The 15868-nt window shown below is 43.7% G+C and carries 16 protein-coding genes and 2 other annotated features; of the genes, 2 read left to right on the top strand and 14 right to left on the bottom strand.

What is annotated here, in order from left to right; all coding sequences use genetic code 11:
• Positions 1-82: 82 nt before the first annotated feature.
• On the bottom strand, positions 83-280 hold the full coding sequence (locus tag AC503W_RS06615) for a YkzI domain-containing protein (protein ID WP_402868093.1): 198 nt from the start codon (positions 278-280) through the stop codon (positions 83-85).
• A gap of 202 nt (positions 281-482) precedes the next feature.
• Between AC503W_RS06615 and AC503W_RS06610 the strand changes: the two genes are divergently transcribed.
• Positions 483-1103: a YktB family protein gene (locus tag AC503W_RS06610; RefSeq protein ID WP_402956495.1), complete on the top strand. Its 621-nt coding sequence runs from the start codon at positions 483-485 to the stop codon at positions 1101-1103.
• 88 nt (positions 1104-1191) lie between these two features.
• Here the strand turns inward: AC503W_RS06610 and trpA are convergent, their stop codons facing one another.
• The 9 genes from trpA to AC503W_RS06565 all read right to left on the bottom strand — a co-directional run bounded on the left by trpA (position 1192) and on the right by AC503W_RS06565 (position 9641).
• Complete coding sequence (gene trpA, locus AC503W_RS06605; protein WP_494916482.1) at positions 1192-1971, bottom strand: tryptophan synthase subunit alpha; 780 nt, start codon at positions 1969-1971, stop codon at positions 1192-1194.
• Positions 1964-3169 carry a tryptophan synthase subunit beta gene (gene trpB, locus AC503W_RS06600; RefSeq protein ID WP_402868088.1) on the bottom strand — a complete coding sequence of 402 codons (1206 nt, stop codon included), beginning with the start codon at positions 3167-3169 and terminating at the stop codon, positions 1964-1966. The genes trpA and trpB overlap by 8 nt, the downstream gene beginning before the upstream one ends.
• Entirely contained in the window at positions 3170-3787 is a 618-nt protein-coding gene (locus tag AC503W_RS06595) for a phosphoribosylanthranilate isomerase (protein WP_494916480.1), read from the bottom strand.
• A 17-nt stretch (positions 3788-3804) separates the two neighbouring features.
• Positions 3805-4584: an indole-3-glycerol phosphate synthase TrpC gene (gene trpC, locus AC503W_RS06590; protein WP_402868085.1), complete on the bottom strand. Its 780-nt coding sequence runs from the start codon at positions 4582-4584 to the stop codon at positions 3805-3807.
• Positions 4585-5607 (bottom strand): anthranilate phosphoribosyltransferase, encoded by a 1023-nt coding sequence (trpD, locus tag AC503W_RS06585; RefSeq protein WP_402868083.1) that lies wholly within the window; start codon positions 5605-5607, stop codon positions 4585-4587.
• A 26-nt stretch (positions 5608-5633) separates the two neighbouring features.
• On the bottom strand, positions 5634-6239 hold the full coding sequence (locus AC503W_RS06580; RefSeq protein WP_402987749.1) for an anthranilate synthase component II: 606 nt from the start codon (positions 6237-6239) through the stop codon (positions 5634-5636).
• On the bottom strand, positions 6236-7630 hold the full coding sequence (gene trpE / locus AC503W_RS06575; RefSeq protein ID WP_402868080.1) for an anthranilate synthase component I: 1395 nt from the start codon (positions 7628-7630) through the stop codon (positions 6236-6238). The genes AC503W_RS06580 and trpE overlap by 4 nt, the downstream gene beginning before the upstream one ends.
• A 155-nt stretch (positions 7631-7785) precedes the next feature.
• Positions 7786-8019: a binding site (T-box leader), on the bottom strand.
• Positions 8020-8055: 36 nt separating this feature from the next.
• Positions 8056-8293: a binding site (T-box leader), on the bottom strand.
• A gap of 69 nt (positions 8294-8362) precedes the next feature.
• The gene (locus AC503W_RS06570; RefSeq protein WP_402868078.1) at positions 8363-8635 is read right to left on the bottom strand and encodes a UPF0223 family protein; all 273 of its coding nucleotides are present in this window, start codon (positions 8633-8635) and stop codon (positions 8363-8365) included.
• 46 nt (positions 8636-8681) lie between these two features.
• Complete coding sequence (locus AC503W_RS06565; protein WP_402956155.1) at positions 8682-9641, bottom strand: NAD(P)H-dependent flavin oxidoreductase; 960 nt, start codon at positions 9639-9641, stop codon at positions 8682-8684.
• A 338-nt stretch (positions 9642-9979) separates the two neighbouring features.
• On the opposite strand from AC503W_RS06565, the gene AC503W_RS06560 reads away from it, so the two are divergent.
• The gene (locus AC503W_RS06560) at positions 9980-11437 is read left to right on the top strand and encodes an aminotransferase class I/II-fold pyridoxal phosphate-dependent enzyme (RefSeq protein ID WP_494916476.1); all 1458 of its coding nucleotides are present in this window, start codon (positions 9980-9982) and stop codon (positions 11435-11437) included.
• 163 nt (positions 11438-11600) lie between these two features.
• Here AC503W_RS06560 and AC503W_RS06555 read toward each other — a convergent pair whose 3' ends face one another.
• The 4 genes from AC503W_RS06555 to hutU form a co-directional block, all read right to left on the bottom strand.
• Positions 11601-11726 (bottom strand): GapA-binding peptide SR1P, encoded by a 126-nt coding sequence (locus AC503W_RS06555; protein ID WP_402868072.1) that lies wholly within the window; start codon positions 11724-11726, stop codon positions 11601-11603.
• A gap of 203 nt (positions 11727-11929) precedes the next feature.
• Entirely contained in the window at positions 11930-12925 is a 996-nt protein-coding gene (locus AC503W_RS06550; RefSeq protein ID WP_427686491.1) for an agmatinase family protein, read from the bottom strand.
• The gene (gene hutI / locus AC503W_RS06545; protein WP_427686493.1) at positions 12918-14195 is read right to left on the bottom strand and encodes an imidazolonepropionase; all 1278 of its coding nucleotides are present in this window, start codon (positions 14193-14195) and stop codon (positions 12918-12920) included. The genes AC503W_RS06550 and hutI overlap by 8 nt, the downstream gene beginning before the upstream one ends.
• Positions 14196-15863: a urocanate hydratase gene (gene hutU / locus AC503W_RS06540; protein ID WP_402868065.1), complete on the bottom strand. Its 1668-nt coding sequence runs from the start codon at positions 15861-15863 to the stop codon at positions 14196-14198.
• Positions 15864-15868: the final 5 nt, after the last annotated feature.

Raw genomic sequence — 15868 nt, 5'->3', positions numbered from 1 at the left:
AAAATAAGTGTCCGTTCAACTATTATAGATTTCATTATCCATTTAATTCATATGCTCCTTATTGATCTTTACAACTGTTCATTTACAAAGCCTTAAGCTTTAGCAACTCCAAACGGATACGCTCTAATCTTTGCTTGCATAGTGACCTCATCTGATCGTTTTCTTCACTGATCGCTTCAAAAAGGGTTGCTAATTCATAGTCCATTTCCATTCTTAACACTGCAGCTCTATGTCTTTCTACTTCTTTAGCTTTTAATGCTTGGTTCATGACTTGTTTCATAATTAACATTCTCCCTTCATCAATAAACTTAATTTTCAGAATTTAATTTTATTTTATCATATGTCTTCCACCAACAAATAGCAACTAATTTGTGTTCTTACCCATCAATTTATTTGAAATCAAGTTACAAAACGCTATTTTCGAAATTACCTTATACTTATGCTACAATATGTGCAGATATTTACGGTAGGAGAGATAAATGATGAAATTATTAAGTTTCACTTCTGATGATTTTAACGTATTTAAAATTGATGGATTAGAACCGCGAATGGAAGCTTTAAAAGAAAAGATACAACCTAAGCTTCATGCATTGGGCGAACATTTTTCACATCAGCTATCTATCATGACTGGTGAAGAAATGTTTCCTCATGTAGCAAGGCATGCCAGACGGAAAGTGAACCCTCCTAACGATACATGGGTTGCTTTTGCCGCTAATAGCCGGGGCTATAAAATGATGCCCCATTTTCAGATAGGTTTATGGGAGACACATTTGTTCATATGGTACGCCGTCATTTATGAGGCCCCCAATAAGGTAGAAATAGGACAGCATCTTGAGAAAAACATTAACCGGTTAAAAGAAAATATCCCTTCTGACTACGTTTGGTCAATGGACCACACAAAGCCTGAAGTCATTCCACATGAAGGGCTTTCTAGTGAAGATTTACACTCCATGTTTTCCCGTTTGCAAACGGTCAAGAAGGCCGAGATCCTTTGCGGAATACAAATCCCCCGCGAAGAGGCCATTCAATTAAAAGAAGATGAATTCATCCAAATCATTCAAGATGCGTTTGAACATCTTTTACCCCTATATCAATTAAAATAAACGCTTATGTCGTAATATGACGTATATCTACAAAATATAGACAAAACGATGGAAGCACGGAGGTGCCTTTATAGGTACCTCCGTGCTTTTATTTTTGAACCAATATTTTACTTGCGCTGATGAGCTCGGTGATGTGTTCCTCTTTTCCCGTTTCAAAGCATTCTATGACCTTGCTTCCGACGATGACCCCATCACAGGATTGAATCGCATTCCTTACATGCTCGGGCGTTGAGATGCCAAACCCGGCAAGAACCGGGACAGGGCTCAGTTCTTTTACCTGTTTAAGATATTCACCGACATCGCCCCCGAAGGTATCACGGGTACCCGTGATACCCTTTACCGTAACTGCGTAGATAAAGCCTTCAGCTCCTGCTGTAATCTCCGTGATTCGATCCCTTGAAGACGTGAGGGTCACAAGTCGAATCAGTGTGATACCCGCTGTTTTAATGGATGAAAACACCGTTTCTTCCTCAATCGGCAAATCAGGAATGATACATCCTGCTATTCCAGCATGAAGGCAATCCTCTATAAACTCCTTTAGACCATATGCCATGATGGAATTGCTGTACCCCATTAGTATAATCGGGATATTCACATCGTTTTTGATTTCCGTTACCTTTTTCAAAATATCCTTCAAAGTCGTGCCCTTCTCCAAAGAACGAATCCCTGCCTGTTGAATAACCGGCCCATCAGCAACTGGATCGGAAAAGGGTATGCCCAATTCAACAGCGGTTGCCCCGTTTTTTTCTAGGAACATCAGCTGGCCTTTTAATCGATCCAAACCTCCATCGCCTGCCATGATATAGGGGATGAACGCCTTTTCTCCCTTGTTCACACAATCTTGCATCACTTTCGTTAACTTATTCATGATCGCTGCCCCCTAAAATGGATTGGACTTGTTCAACATCTTTGTCACCACGACCAGAGAGACAAATGACCAACCCTGTCCCTTTTTCCATTTCTTTAGCCAGTTTTAACCCATAAGAAAGGGCATGAGAGCTTTCTAAAGCTGGAATAATCCCTTCTTCCCTTGAAAGCAATACAAGGGCATCCAAGGCTTCCTGATCAGTAACGGAAGTATATGTGACCCGATTCGTATCCTTTAGGTAACTGTGTTCCGGTCCTACTCCGGGATAATCCAACCCCGCTGAGACCGAATGGGCCTCCTGGATTTGGCCGTCTTCGTTTTGCAAGACATACATGAATGCCCCGTGAAGCACGCCGGGCCTTCCCTTAGTCAAACTTGAAGCATGTAATGGTGTATGGAGACCATGACCTGCAGCTTCTACTCCATATAACTTCACCGTTTCATCCTCTATGAAAGGGTAAAACATGCCCATTGCATTACTGCCACCCCCAATACAAGCGACCACTGCATCAGGAAGCCCATTTACCAAGTCTGAATACTGGCGCTTTGTTTCATTGCCAATGACGCTTTGATAATCGCGAACAATGACGGGAAACGGATGTGGACCGAGGACAGAGCCCATAATGTAGTGAGTGTCTTCTACATTTGCAACCCAGTATCGTAATGCTTCATTTACTGCATCCTTCAAAGTGGAGCTCCCTTGTGTAACGGAAACAACCTTTGCCCCTAACAATTCCATTCTGAATACGTTCAATTTCTGCCTTCTGATATCTTCTGCACCCATGAAGATGATGCATTCGAGCTTCAATAAAGCACAGACTGTCGCCGTCGCTACGCCATGCTGTCCTGCACCTGTTTCGGCTATGACCTTTTTTTTGCCCATTTTTTGAGTCAATAAAGCCTGGCCTATCGTATTATTTATTTTGTGGGCACCTGTATGGTTCAAATCCTCACGTTTCAGGTAGATATCGGCACCACCTGCAAGTTTCGTCAGGTTCTCAGCAAAATAAAGAGGTGTTTCCCGACCAACGTATTGAGTCAGGTAATAGGATAGCTGCTTTTGGAAATCCGGATCATTTTTTGATTGTTCATAGACCTCTTCAAGTTCAGTGATTGCAGCCATCAAGGTTTCAGGGACAAAACGGCCACCATATGCCCCGAAGTGTCCAGTTTGGTCAGGTTGTATATACGTACTCATCTATTCATTCCTCTTCTCCTGTATATTTTTTGCCTTCCTTATAAATGCCTTTATTTTTGTTGCGTCCTTCACCCCATCAATCTCCACACCACTAGCGACATCAACCCCGAATGGGGATACGGCCAAAATCGCTTTATCCACATTATCCGGATTTAAGCCACCTGCAAGAATAACCTTGTCCAGTGGAAGCTTGGCTTTTTGGAGCATTTCCCAATCTAATGTCATTCCTTTTCCCGAGGAACCTTTCGGCAAATCGACCAGAAGATACTCAGCGGGATAATCGTTAAGGTTTTCAAGGTCCTCTTCTGAATGTATGGCGAATGCCTTAATGACAGGTAGCGGCATCCTTTCGGCAAAACTAGTAGACTCGTTTCCGTGCAGCTGAATATAATCCAATCCAGCGATGCCAGCCGTCCTAATCACATCCCGTTCGGCCTGATTAGAAAACACCCCTACTTTTTTCACATGTCCAGGAAGGTTTCGTCCAATTTCACGCACCACCTCAGGTTGGACTTTCCGGCTGCTTTCTGCAAAAATGAACCCGATGAAATCAGCACCTGCCCCTACAGCCGATTGGACATCCTCCAATGTTTTCAATCCACAAATTTTGACGAACATATTTTTCTCCTTACCTCTTAAAAGTTCACTTGAAGTTCATTCATCGTATCCGAAAGGTTGGTGGAAGTCATCAAGGTTTCACCCACTAAAATCCCCCTGGCACCCGCTTTTTTCACACGCAGGACATCTGCTTTCGTTTTGATTCCACTTTCACTGATAATCATATGAATGTTCGGATCAAGCAGTTTCGCAAGCCGTTCCGTTACAGCCAGGTCCACTTCGAATGTTTTTAAATTTCTATTGTTGATCCCAATCAATTCTGCTCCGAGGTCCACCGCCTGTTTTAGCTCTGATTCATCATGGACTTCAGTTAATACTTCGAGCCCTTTACTTTTTGCATATTGATACAACTCATGTAGGCGCTCTTTCGAAAGAGCTGCCACAATTAAAAGAATAATGGTCGCACCTGCATGGTAGGCCCGGTCAATCTGGATTTCATCAATGATGAAGTCCTTACAGAGTCTAGGGATTTTGACAAGTTGGCTCACGTTTCGTAAATCATCGATCGTTCCTTTAAAGAAAGACTCGTCCGTCAAAACGGATATGGCAGCAGCTCCCCCTTTTTCATAAGATAGGGCTTGATTGATGGGGTCAACATCCATGTTTATCGTACCCTTTGACGGAGAAGCACGTTTTATTTCTGCTATAACCGAAATGGAGGCGGCTGTTTTCAAAGATTCCACTAGCGATGGCCTTGTTGAACGGACCGCCTCCGACTGTGGAAAGCCGCTTCCTTCTTTATAATGGGCAACCTCCACTTTTTTCCTTTCGATGATTTTCGTTAAAATATTTTCCATTTACATTACCACCTTATTACGGTTGCCATAGGCAATTAAATTTTCTAATTTCGCAAGAGCTGAACCGCTGTCCAGACTATCTTTGGCCAGAGAAATGCCCTTTTTAATTGTGGGCGCCGTTCCATGGGCGAATAATCCCAGCCCTGCGTTCAACAAAACGGTATCCCGGTAAGCCCCTTTCTCTCCTTTTAAGACACGTAGCATAATATCAGCATTTTCCTTAGCGTCTCCTCCACGAATTTCCTCATTTCCGTAGATGGGCAAATCCACTTCTTCCGGATTCAGGGTAAAGGGGATGATGTCCCCTTCTTCCAAAAGGACGAGAGAATTTTCTCCCTGTAGACTTGCTTCATCCATAGAACCTGCTCCATGGATGACAACCGCACGTTTTCTGCCTAATTTGTGGAGCACCTCGGCAAATAGCTCAAGCATATCCCGACGGTTAATTCCCAATAGTTGCGTTTCGAGTTGCACTGGATTTGTTAATGGACCTAAATAATTAAAGACAGTTGGGATCTTCAATTCTTTTCTCACTTTCATAATCCGGGCGCTGTTTGGATGGAGTGACGGCGCAAACAAGAAAGTGATGCCGTTTTCCTCCAGCAGTTCTTTCACCATTCCAGGTTCAAGGTATAAATTGACCCCTAGCTCTTCCAAAACATCCGCACTTCCCGTCTTACTCGAAATGCTACGATTTCCATGTTTGGCAACCTTTACTCCGGCACCGGCCAGAACAAATGCAGAAGTGGTACTGATGTTGAAGCTTTGTGAGCCATCTCCACCTGTCCCGCAATTATCCATCACGTTTAAACTAGTCGAATGTACACTTCTTGCTTTTTTCCGCATGACCCTGACCAGACTGGCGATTTCTCCCGCCGTTTCTCCTTTTGCTTTTAATGCTATAAGAAAAGCCGCCATCTCGCTTTCTGTAATATCTGTAGAAAATAACGCTTGGGCTGCTCTACTCATCTCATCTTCCGTCAATGTTTGACGCTCTGCTAACTTCACTAAATACTCCTTCACAACTGACTCCCCCACTCGTTTTAAAATTATAAAATGGATTGTTCCTTCTCTAATTGATATGCATCCGCAATCTTATAAAATTCATGTAACAGTTCTTTGCCAATCTTTGTTCCAATTGATTCAGGGTGAAATTGGAGACCATACAGCGGATAATCCCGGTGTTTCAATGCCATGATCTCTCCATCGTCCAACGCATTCGCCGTAACTAGTAACTCAGGAGGCACGCTTTCCCTCTCAACTACCAGGGAATGGTAACGCATCACTGGGAATCGATGTTCCTGATTAACAAAAACCCCCGTCCCATCATGCTCAATAACCGATGTCTTTCCATGCATGATTACTTGTGCTCCAACCACTTTCGCACCAAAAGTTGCGCCAATCGCCTGATGACCAAGACAGATTCCCAAGATAGGAAGCTTCTTATAAAAGGAACGAATGATTTCCATACTCATTCCCGCATCTTCAGGTCGTCCTGGACCTGGGGAGATGATGATTGCCATTGGGTTCATGTCCTCAATTTCAGCAATGGTGATTTCATCATTCCTTTTCACAATCAAATCTTTCTCGACTTCTCCTAAATATTGATACAAGTTGTAAGTAAATGAATCATAGTTATCAAGCAACAAAATCATTTTTTATTTACCTCCATCAACGCCCGAGCTTTATTCTGTGTTTCCTCATATTCGGTTTTCGGATCCGAGTCATATACAATTCCCGCTCCGGCCTGTACGTAGGCATGCCCCTCCTTGATAATCATCGTCCGTATGGCAAGGGCCATATCCAGGTCACCTCCGAAACCAATAAATCCAATTGATCCTGAATAGACGCCTCGCTTACAGTTTTCAAGTCCATTGATCAATTCCATGGCCCTGATTTTTGGGGCACCAGATACAGTCCCAGCAGGCTGACAGACCGTTAAAGCATCTAAACTCGTAAATTCCTCCCTAAGCTTGCCGCTAATCTTGGAGGCAATATGCATCACATGCTGATATCTCTGAATTTCCATTTCTTCCGTAAGATGAATCGAACCAATTTCACAAACCCGCCCGAGATCGTTTCTTCCCAAGTCTACAAGCATCCTATGTTCAGCCAATTCCTTCTCGTCCATCAGTAAGCTTTTTTCTAACCCCTTATCTTCCTCAACCGTTTTTCCCCTAGGTCGTGTACCCGCGATGGGATTCACATGCACCATACCGGCTGAAACACTGATTAAGCTTTCCGGCGAAGAACCCAGAACGGTGTATTCTCCAAACTCAATATAGAACATGTATGGTGATGGATTGGCTAAGCGAAGTCGTCGATATGCATCGAACGGCTCTCCATCAAAGTCAGCCTGGAACCTTTGTGATAACACGATTTGGAACACTTCACCCGCTACAATCGCTTCCTTCGCTTCAAGCACCATTTTCTCGAACTCCACCTGACTGAAGTTCGAATCGAATTCCAAAAATTCCGACGATAATTCTTGTGACGGTTTACTCGGTTGATTGATTTTCTCCTTCATATCCGCTAAACTTTTTTTTCCATCGTCTTCGGCAGTCAAAAGATGAATCTTTTGCAGGACATGGTCGAATATGTACAATTCCTTAAAAAATAGAAAATGGGCATCTGGCATCTGAAGTGGATCAGGGGGTACATCACCAATCTTTTCAAATAAACGAATAACATCATACCCCAGGTACCCGACTGCACCCCCATTAAATGGGGGAATATTCACCGGGATACCCTCAAGTTCAACCAACAGTTGATCCTTCAGGAACTCGATGATGTTCGCTTCCTTCACTTCCTCTTCCCCGGATACAGAATCCTTGACGTGAACTTGATTGGCTAATGAAGTGACCTCCAAATAAGGATTGGACCCTAGATAGGAATAGCGACCATTATCATGATGTGAATTTGAGCTTTCGAGCAGAAATTTTTTCTTATCATTTAATTTGCGAAATATGGAGATTGGTGTGTGAATATCCCCTTCTATTGTTTCCATTTTAAAATGAAGTTTCTTTTTCTCATTCAAAGAATTCATGAACAATCCCTCCCTTTATGTCAATTACGTTATACGTTTATTTTTTCTCCCGCCGTCAGAATAGGAGGTGGAGCTTATCTTTTTAATCCTTCGTCATAACATCGTCAGAAATGGAACATATAAAAAAATCCCCTGCAAACACAAATATTGTGCTTGCAGAGGACGGAATACCGCGGTGCCACCTCAAGTTGGAAAAATCACTCTTTTTCCCTCTTACAGCAGGATATAATCCTGCACACCCTTTAACGGAGGCAACCGGGTTTCCCTACTTCATTTCAAGAAACCACTCATAAGTCCATTCATCTTCCTACTTCGTACCGGTTTTCAGCTGATCCGGCTCTCTGTGACGATGCTAAAGAAAGATTACTACTCTTAATCAAAGATTTAATTATCCTTTTTAAAAAAAACGCAAAAAAGCCCCTCATCCAAAGGACGAGGAACCCGTGGTACCACCTTAATTAGCTATAATAGCTCACTTTACGGCACAAAAAACATTACATGCCTGTCTCCATTAACGATGAGATAATCGCCAAAGCCTACTCCGTCATCCGTTTCGGTTTGGGGCTCGGAAGTCCATTCGCTTAAACTTGTTCACCAGTTTTCAGCAACCACTGGCTCTCTACAGAACAATATTAAGGTACTATTCTTCGTCACTGCCTTTATCTTTTCTTGTTTATTATGTTAAAACATAATTTGCAGGAAGTCAATAAAGTTTTCTAACAATTGAAAATTTTATTTCATTTTAATCCAATCACCATCTGCAAGTGCTTTCGCTTTCTTAATAACATGATAGGCAGAATACGTGCTGGCCGATTCGAATTCGTCCGTATACCTCTTTTCATCCGCCTTACCTGGGACAATCACCTTAAAACGGCGATAGGCATTCATGAATGCTTCTTTTTCAATTTTACTTTCATAAGCTTTCTCGACTGCTTCAAAAAATTTAATGACGTCGACGATTTCTTCCGTTGACCAATCAAGATCCATAGGATATTGATAATCCATACTTATTCACTCCTTCTAGTTAAATCCTGTTGAATGGGTAACTTTCTCACTCAGCCCACTTTGAGCGAATGGCCTCCGCCTCACTGATGATACGTTTGAATAGCTGGGCCGTCGTTGGTACATCATGGATCATCCCCATGACCTGTCCTGCCCAAGCGTAGCCTTCGTCCTCGATTCCATCATGAATATACCTTTGGTTTGCTTCTCCGCTTATGTAATCCTTCAATTGCTCGTATCCACCGTTTTCTTTTTCAATTTCAAGAATCTTATCCGTCCAGCTATTAGAAATGACGCGGGCAGGAGCACCAATTGAACGCTTAATGACAACGGTATCATTTTCTGTTCCGGAAACCAAGGCATTTTTATATAATTCATGGGCATGGACGCATTCCTCGACAGCAATGAATCTTGTACCCATCTCGATACCTTCGGCTCCAAGGGCCAATGCAGCCATTAACCCACGTCCATCCCCGAATCCACCTGAAGCGATTACGGGAATGCGCACGGAGTCAACCACTTGCGGTATCAATACGGATGTACCGATATCATCCCTTCCTAAATGACCTCCGCCTTCCTGCCCGACCACCATCACAGCATCCGCACCCAATTGTTCGGCTTTGACGGCCTGCCTCTTTGCGGCAACTAGCACAAGCTTCTTTACAGGCGTATCTTTAAGAAATTCTAGAAATGGAGCAGGGTTGCCACCAGTTACCGAGACAATGGCAATTCCTTCTTTCATCGCTGCCTCAAGCATATGTTCATAGGGCCTGCCATGCTGACCAATGGCGAAATTGACGCCAAAAGGCTTATCCGTCATAGCTTTTGTCTTTCGGATTTCCTGAACCAATTGATCCGGGTCATTCAACGACATGGCCGTTACCTGTCCCAAACCCCCAGCATTCGAAACCGCTGCAGCCAATTCCGCATAGGCAAGGTGTGCCAATCCCCCTTGCACAATTGGATACTGTATCCCCAATAAATCAGTCACGCGAGTTTTCCATTTCAAGAACATCTTCCCCCTTGTCCATTCTTTAATACTCTACACGAATCATTATGGCAAATACTGTTTATTTATTCAAATCATAAACTCACCTATATCAGGAAGTTCATTCAACAATCGCTAATACATTTCATTTGCCTAGTTTCATAGATTCTTTCGCCTTAGCTTGCTATTTTAGGGTTTAAAAGTATAACTAGGCATTTATTGTTAGACATGCTATAATTCTTTTGTTTTATGTCTACCCATAATTCGCAGCCCGATTTAATAGAGGCTGACACGCAGAATAATATACTGCAGTAAATGGAGTATTTTTATATATTATATTGAAAAGGGGCTACAAGAATTTGTCACAGAATGAAACACCCTTATATACTGCTTTGTTACAGCACTCAAAAAAGAATCCTGTTCAATTCCATATTCCAGGTCATAAAAAGGGGAAAGGGATGGATCCCGATTTTCGTGATTTCATCGGGGAAAATGCCTTATCGATAGATTTGATCAATATTTCCCCACTTGATGACCTCCATCAGCCAAAAGGAATAATCAAAAAAGCTCAAGACCTAGCAGCTGAGGCTTTCGGGGCTGACCATACATTCTTTTCGGTACAAGGAACAAGCGGTGCAATCATGACGATGGTCATGTCGGTCTGCGGACCCGGAGATAAAATCATCGTTCCGAGGAACGTACATAAATCCGTTATGTCAGCCATCGTATTTTCCGGTGCCGTTCCCATTTTCATTAATCCTGAAATCGATAAAGACCTGGGAATCTCCCATGGAATAACTATAGAAGCCGTTGAAAAAACACTAAAGGAACACAGCGATGCCAAAGGACTTTTGGTAATCAACCCGACTTACTTCGGCATTTCGGCAGACTTGCAGAGTATAGTGGAGTTGGCACATACTTACCATATGCCGGTGCTCGTTGACGAAGCACATGGGGTCCATATTCATTTTCATGAAGAACTGCCACTATCCGCCATGCAAGCTGGAGCCGATATGGCAGCTACGAGTGTTCATAAACTTGGAGGTTCGATGACGGGCAGTTCCGTTTTAAATGTAAAGGACGGACTGGTTTCCGCAAATCGGGTCCAGGCAATTTTAAGCATGCTCACAACGACCTCGACATCCTATATCCTTCTTGCATCACTTGATACAGCCAGAAGGCAACTAGCAACGAACGGAAGGGAAATGATCGATGGTGCAATAAGGCTTGCGGAATATGCAAGGAACGCAATCAATGAAATTCCTTATTTATATTGTGTAGGGAAAGAAATATTGGCGAGTAAGGCTGCCTTTAGTTATGATCCGACAAAATTAATCATTTCTATTAAAGAATTGGACATTACCGGATATGACGTGGAGAAGTGGTTGCGTGAGAAACATAATATCGAGGTGGAGCTCTCTGATTTATATAATATCCTTTGTTTGATCACCCCAGGGGATTCCATAACGGAAGTGGATATATTAATCAATGCCCTTAAAGACTTATCGGAAGAATTTAAGGAGTGGGCTGCCGATCATGGAAGAATCGAAGTCCTGCTTCCCGATACTCCGCCACTTGCCCTATCGCCAAGAGAGGCCTTCTATGCGGAAACCGAGGTGGTGCCTATCGAGGAATCCGTAGGAAAGATCAGTGCAGAATTTATTATGGTCTATCCCCCTGGGATCCCGATTTTCATACCGGGTGAACTGATCACCGAGGACAACATTGCCTATATCCAGAAAAATATCGAGGTGGGCCTTCCCGTCCAAGGTCCTGAGGATCCAGAAATTAAATACTTACGGATCATTAAACATTAAAGAAACGGTAAAAACCAGAGCAATCAGACATACGCTCTGGTTTTTACTCGTCGTTTACAATCATAATCGTTCCTTAATTGGGTCTTCCCTCATGGAAAAAGGGCGTCCAGGTTATATTTTCTGGAACACCCTCAAAATCTATTATCAGTCAATGTTGTATGTCCTATTCCTTAGAGGCAGCTGTATCACAGCTGTGGCAGTTGTGATTATGTGTATAAAGTACACTTACTTTTTCATCTTCAAAATGATCAATCGTGCTGTTGCAAGTTTGACAAACGATAGTTCCCATTTTTACAACCCCTTCCTCTATATTGTATGCATGAAACGATTAATGTAACCGCTTTATTCCATTATAATATAGCACATTTAATATTTCAAGCTATAAAGTATGTCATATATAGATTTTTCCAATTCGTTATTTCATAAATTCCAATATTAGAAATTCCCCATTGTTTTCATTGGCTTCAGGAAAACAAGTCCTGATTAGCGTTGCTATTCCCCCCTGATTTGTAGACCGCATATCATCGTCAGAAAAACAGAAGTACCAATCTGTACCGTTGCCTGGTTCAGCGTATCCCTGAGCGGGTCCAAACATACGATATCAAAAGCCCTCACCTTGTCATGGCTTCCGGCAAGAAATACAGCTTCCAGCAATTCCCCTGGATGCATCCCACCAGTAGTCGCTGCTGGAACACCAGGAGCAAACGCCATGTCGAGAACATCCATATCAATCGTCACGTAAATCATATCCACTTGATCATTTAAATGAGCTAATGCCTCTTTTATCACCTGTTCAATACCTTGCTTCCTGACTAATCGTAAAGGGACATACCTGACTCCTTTCTTCTTTGCATAGTCAATTAAATCCCTGGTGTTATAAAACCCATGCAAGCCAATATTATGGATATGCTTTCCCTCGACAATGCCCGCTTCAATCAACTGACGCATGGGTGTACCATTAGTAGGACCGTTTTCTGAAGGATCCCGCAAATCAAGATGCGTATCGAATTGCAGGATACCTATTTTACTATCAGGATAGATTTGCTTCATTCCTTTCACCAGCATGGCTGTTGTAGAATGATCACCGCCAATTCCACCAATCAAGGAATTCCGGTACATATCGTGAACAGCAGCGGATGTCTCCCTAATCGACTGATGACAAAGGCTGATATCCGTTCCATGCATGGGTGCATCACCTAAATCCCATACCTGCATCCCAGAGAAATCCACATCATAATCCATGTTATAGGTAGAAAAGCCTTTCCATGAACGACGAAAATAATCAGGGAACTCCGATGCTCCCGATGGGCTGATGGATGACCTGGATAGTGGGGCCCCAAAAAAGACACAATCCGGTTCATCCATATCTCCTGCCATTCTCTGCTCATCAATTGTCCGAATCCACTGGTGGACCTTTGCTGGGTGGGCTGCCGGGAATGCTTCCTTCCTCCAAGTAAAAGTTGCCGGTTGAAGATGAACGTCACTCAACAAGCGCTCCCCCTTTCACAACGACTCTTCCTTTTTTTATGACGGTATGTGTGTGATTGACTCCATAAAAATACTGAAGTTTCGCAAAGTGATCTACGTCAAAAATCGTGATGTCCGCCTTTTTGCCGACTTCGATGCTCCCGATTTCCTCAGCACGATCAATGGCATGGGCTGCATTGATTGTGACGGCCGTTATCGCTTCAGCAGGACTCATCCCCATCTTCATACAAGCAAGATTCATCATGAAAGGTAGAGATACCGTCGGCGAAGAACCCGGATTACAATCCGTGGAAAGGGCGACCGGTACACCTAGATCAATCATCTTTCTGGCATCGGCGAATTTTTTCATTAAGAAATAGGCTGTTCCCGGTAGTAAAACACCAACCACCCCCGCTTTTGCCATCTTCTTCATCCCCGTAATCGATGCTTCTAGCAAATGATCTGCTGAAATGGCCCCTAATTCAGCCGCAAGCTCCGCTCCTTCATACGGCTCGATTTCATCCGCATGAATTTTAGCCTTCAGTCCGAATTTCTTTCCGGCCTCCAAGATTTTCTTTGCCTGTTCAGGGGTGAATACGCCTTCTTCGCAAAATACATCGTTAAACTCCGCCAATTTAGCTTGTGCAACTGCAGGGATCATTTCATTAATGATTAAATCAACAAAAACTTCAGGGTTTTCTTTAAAATGTAGGGGGACGGCATGGGCACCCATAAAGGTTGAAACAACATCAATTGGATGTTGTTCATGAAGTAACTTTGCCACTTCAAGCTGTTTTCTCTCCGTGTTCCAATCCAAGCCATAGCCACTTTTCGCCTCGACTGTCGTCACCCCTTGTAGAAGAAATCCGTTCATGCGTTCCAAGCTCTCTTCAAGCAACTGGGTGTGACTCGCTTTTTTCACAGCCTCGGTCGTCGCATATATGCCCCCGCCATGATTCATGATATCCATGTAAGTGGCACCTTCCAGGCGTTGATTAAACTCCTTTTCCCTGCTTCCGGCAAATACTAAATGGGTATGTGGATCTACCAAACCAGGCGTAACCAACTTGCCCGTTGCATCTAGGGTCTCGGCTTGAGCTAGACGAGGCGTGTACTTTTCCAGTAAATCACTCGTTCTACCTACCGCTTGAACGATTCCGGCTTCGAGCCAGACGCTTCCATTTTCGATGATTTGCAAGTCTGACATTTCTGCCTTAATCCTGGGGGCTTTCATCTTTCCGTCGAGTGTGATCAATTGGGCCGCGTTTTTTATGAAAATGGGTCTACTCATCTACTTCTCTCCCAACATCGGCATATGAATTCCCTTTTCCTTGGCTGTCATAATCGCCAGTTCGTAACCGGCATCAGCATGGCGCACCACACCCATTCCAGGATCTGATGTAAGTACCCGCTCAAGCCTTGCTTCCGCTTCCTTCGTACCGTCCGCCACTATCACCATGCCAGCATGAATCGAATAGCCCATACCGACACCGCCTCCATGATGAACCGAGACCCAACTTGCCCCGCCAACAGCATTGATTAATGCATTTAAGATTGGCCAGTCGGAAACGGCATCACTGCCATCCATCATCGCTTCTGTTTCACGGTTAGGCGAAGCAACAGAACCTGCATCCAAATGATCCCTTCCTATCACAATCGGCGCTTTCAATTCCCCAGCTTTGACCAGGTCATTAATCATTTTCCCGAGCCTGGCCCTGTCTCCATATCCAAGCCAACAAATTCGGGCTGGAAGGCCTTGAAAGGGAATTTTCTCCTGCGCCAGTTTTATCCAATTGCATAGATTCTGGTTTTCTTTGAATTCTTCGAGCAAGACTGCATCAATTTTATAAATATCCTCGGGATCTCCCGATAAGGCAGCCCACCTGAATGGGCCCTTCCCTTCGCAAAAAAGCGGACGAATATAAGCCGGAACAAAGCCTGGAAAACTAAATGCCTGATCCACGCCTTCATCTTTTGCCATCTGACGAATGTTGTTTCCATAATCAAAGGTGATGGCCCCCTTTTCCTGCATACTCAACATGGATCTAACATGGCTGGCTATCGTTTGTTTAGAGGCAACAACATATGCCTTCGGATTATCTTGTCGAAAACGTCTGGCTTGTGCTACCGTCATTCCTGAAGGGATATAGCCATGTAACGGGTCATGGGCGGATGTTTGGTCCGTCAATACGTCAGGGATGAATCCACGTTCAATCAGAAGTGGCAAAATATCTGCTGCATTTCCAAGCAGACCGATGGATAAAGGTTCACCCGCCTGCCTTGCTTTTTTCACAATGGCAATCGCCTCATCCATATCGGATGTTTTACGATCGAGGTAACCATTTTTTATTCTCCGGTCGATTTTGGTTTCATCCACTTCAATGGCGAGACAGACCCCCTGATTCATGGTAACCGCTAACGGCTGCGCTCCTCCCATTCCACCAAGGCCGGAAGTCAAGGTGATGGTATGTTTTAATGACCCTTGGAAATGTTGCCTGGCAAGCTCCGAGAATGTTTCATACGTCCCCTGAATGATTCCTTGGCTACCAATATAAATCCAGCTGCCAGCAGTCATTTGTCCATACATCATCAATCCTTTTTTATCGAGTTCATGAAAGTGATCCCAATTGGCCCAGGCCGGCACGAGGTTGGAATTAGCTAACAAAACTCGAGGCGCATCCGGGTGTGTTCTGAAAACGGCCACAGGTTTCCCTGATTGAACCAATAAGGTTTCATCCGTCTCCAATTCATGTAGCGTTTTCATGATTTTGTCATAGCTTTCCCAATTTCGAGCTGCTTTGCCTATCCCTCCGTATACAACCAGTTCTTCTGGATTTTCAGCTACTTGAGGGTCAAGATTGTTCATCAGCATCCTTATCGCCGCTTCTTGAATCCATCCCTTCGCATGAAGAGTAGAGCCTTTGTAGTTCACAATTTCCCTTTGTTCCTTAGCTCCCATGTTTT

The organism is Peribacillus suis (genome assembly GCF_059384845.1).
Note: the sequence above shows the minus strand (reverse complement) of the source record. Positions and strands in the feature narration are given on the sequence as shown.

What these genes read in the sequence shown, in the direction of transcription:
- trpA (WP_494916482.1), bottom strand. Translation starts at nt 1,971, where the DNA reads ATGAATAAGTTAACGAAAGTGATGCAAGATTGTGTGAACAAGGGAGAA.
- AC503W_RS06570 (WP_402868078.1), bottom strand. Translation starts at nt 8,635, where the DNA reads ATGGATTATCAATATCCTATGGATCTTGATTGGTCAACGGAAGAAATC.
- AC503W_RS06580 (WP_402987749.1), bottom strand. Translation starts at nt 6,239, where the DNA reads ATGATTTTGTTGCTTGATAACTATGATTCATTTACTTACAACTTGTAT.
- trpC (WP_402868085.1), bottom strand. Translation starts at nt 4,584, where the DNA reads ATGGAAAATATTTTAACGAAAATCATCGAAAGGAAAAAAGTGGAGGTT.
- AC503W_RS06555 (WP_402868072.1), bottom strand. Translation starts at nt 11,726, where the DNA reads ATGGGAACTATCGTTTGTCAAACTTGCAACAGCACGATTGATCATTTT.
- AC503W_RS06595 (WP_494916480.1), bottom strand. Translation starts at nt 3,787, where the DNA reads ATGTTCGTCAAAATTTGTGGATTGAAAACATTGGAGGATGTCCAATCG.
- AC503W_RS06615 (WP_402868093.1), bottom strand. Translation starts at nt 280, where the DNA reads ATGAAACAAGTCATGAACCAAGCATTAAAAGCTAAAGAAGTAGAAAGA.
- trpE (WP_402868080.1), bottom strand. Translation starts at nt 7,630, where the DNA reads ATGAATTCTTTGAATGAGAAAAAGAAACTTCATTTTAAAATGGAAACA.
- hutI (WP_427686493.1), bottom strand. Translation starts at nt 14,195, where the DNA reads ATGAGTAGACCCATTTTCATAAAAAACGCGGCCCAATTGATCACACTC.
- hutU (WP_402868065.1), bottom strand. Translation starts at nt 15,863, where the DNA reads ATGGGAGCTAAGGAACAAAGGGAAATTGTGAACTACAAAGGCTCTACT.
- trpB (WP_402868088.1), bottom strand. Translation starts at nt 3,169, where the DNA reads ATGAGTACGTATATACAACCTGACCAAACTGGACACTTCGGGGCATAT.
- AC503W_RS06610 (WP_402956495.1), top strand. Translation starts at nt 483, where the DNA reads ATGAAATTATTAAGTTTCACTTCTGATGATTTTAACGTATTTAAAATT.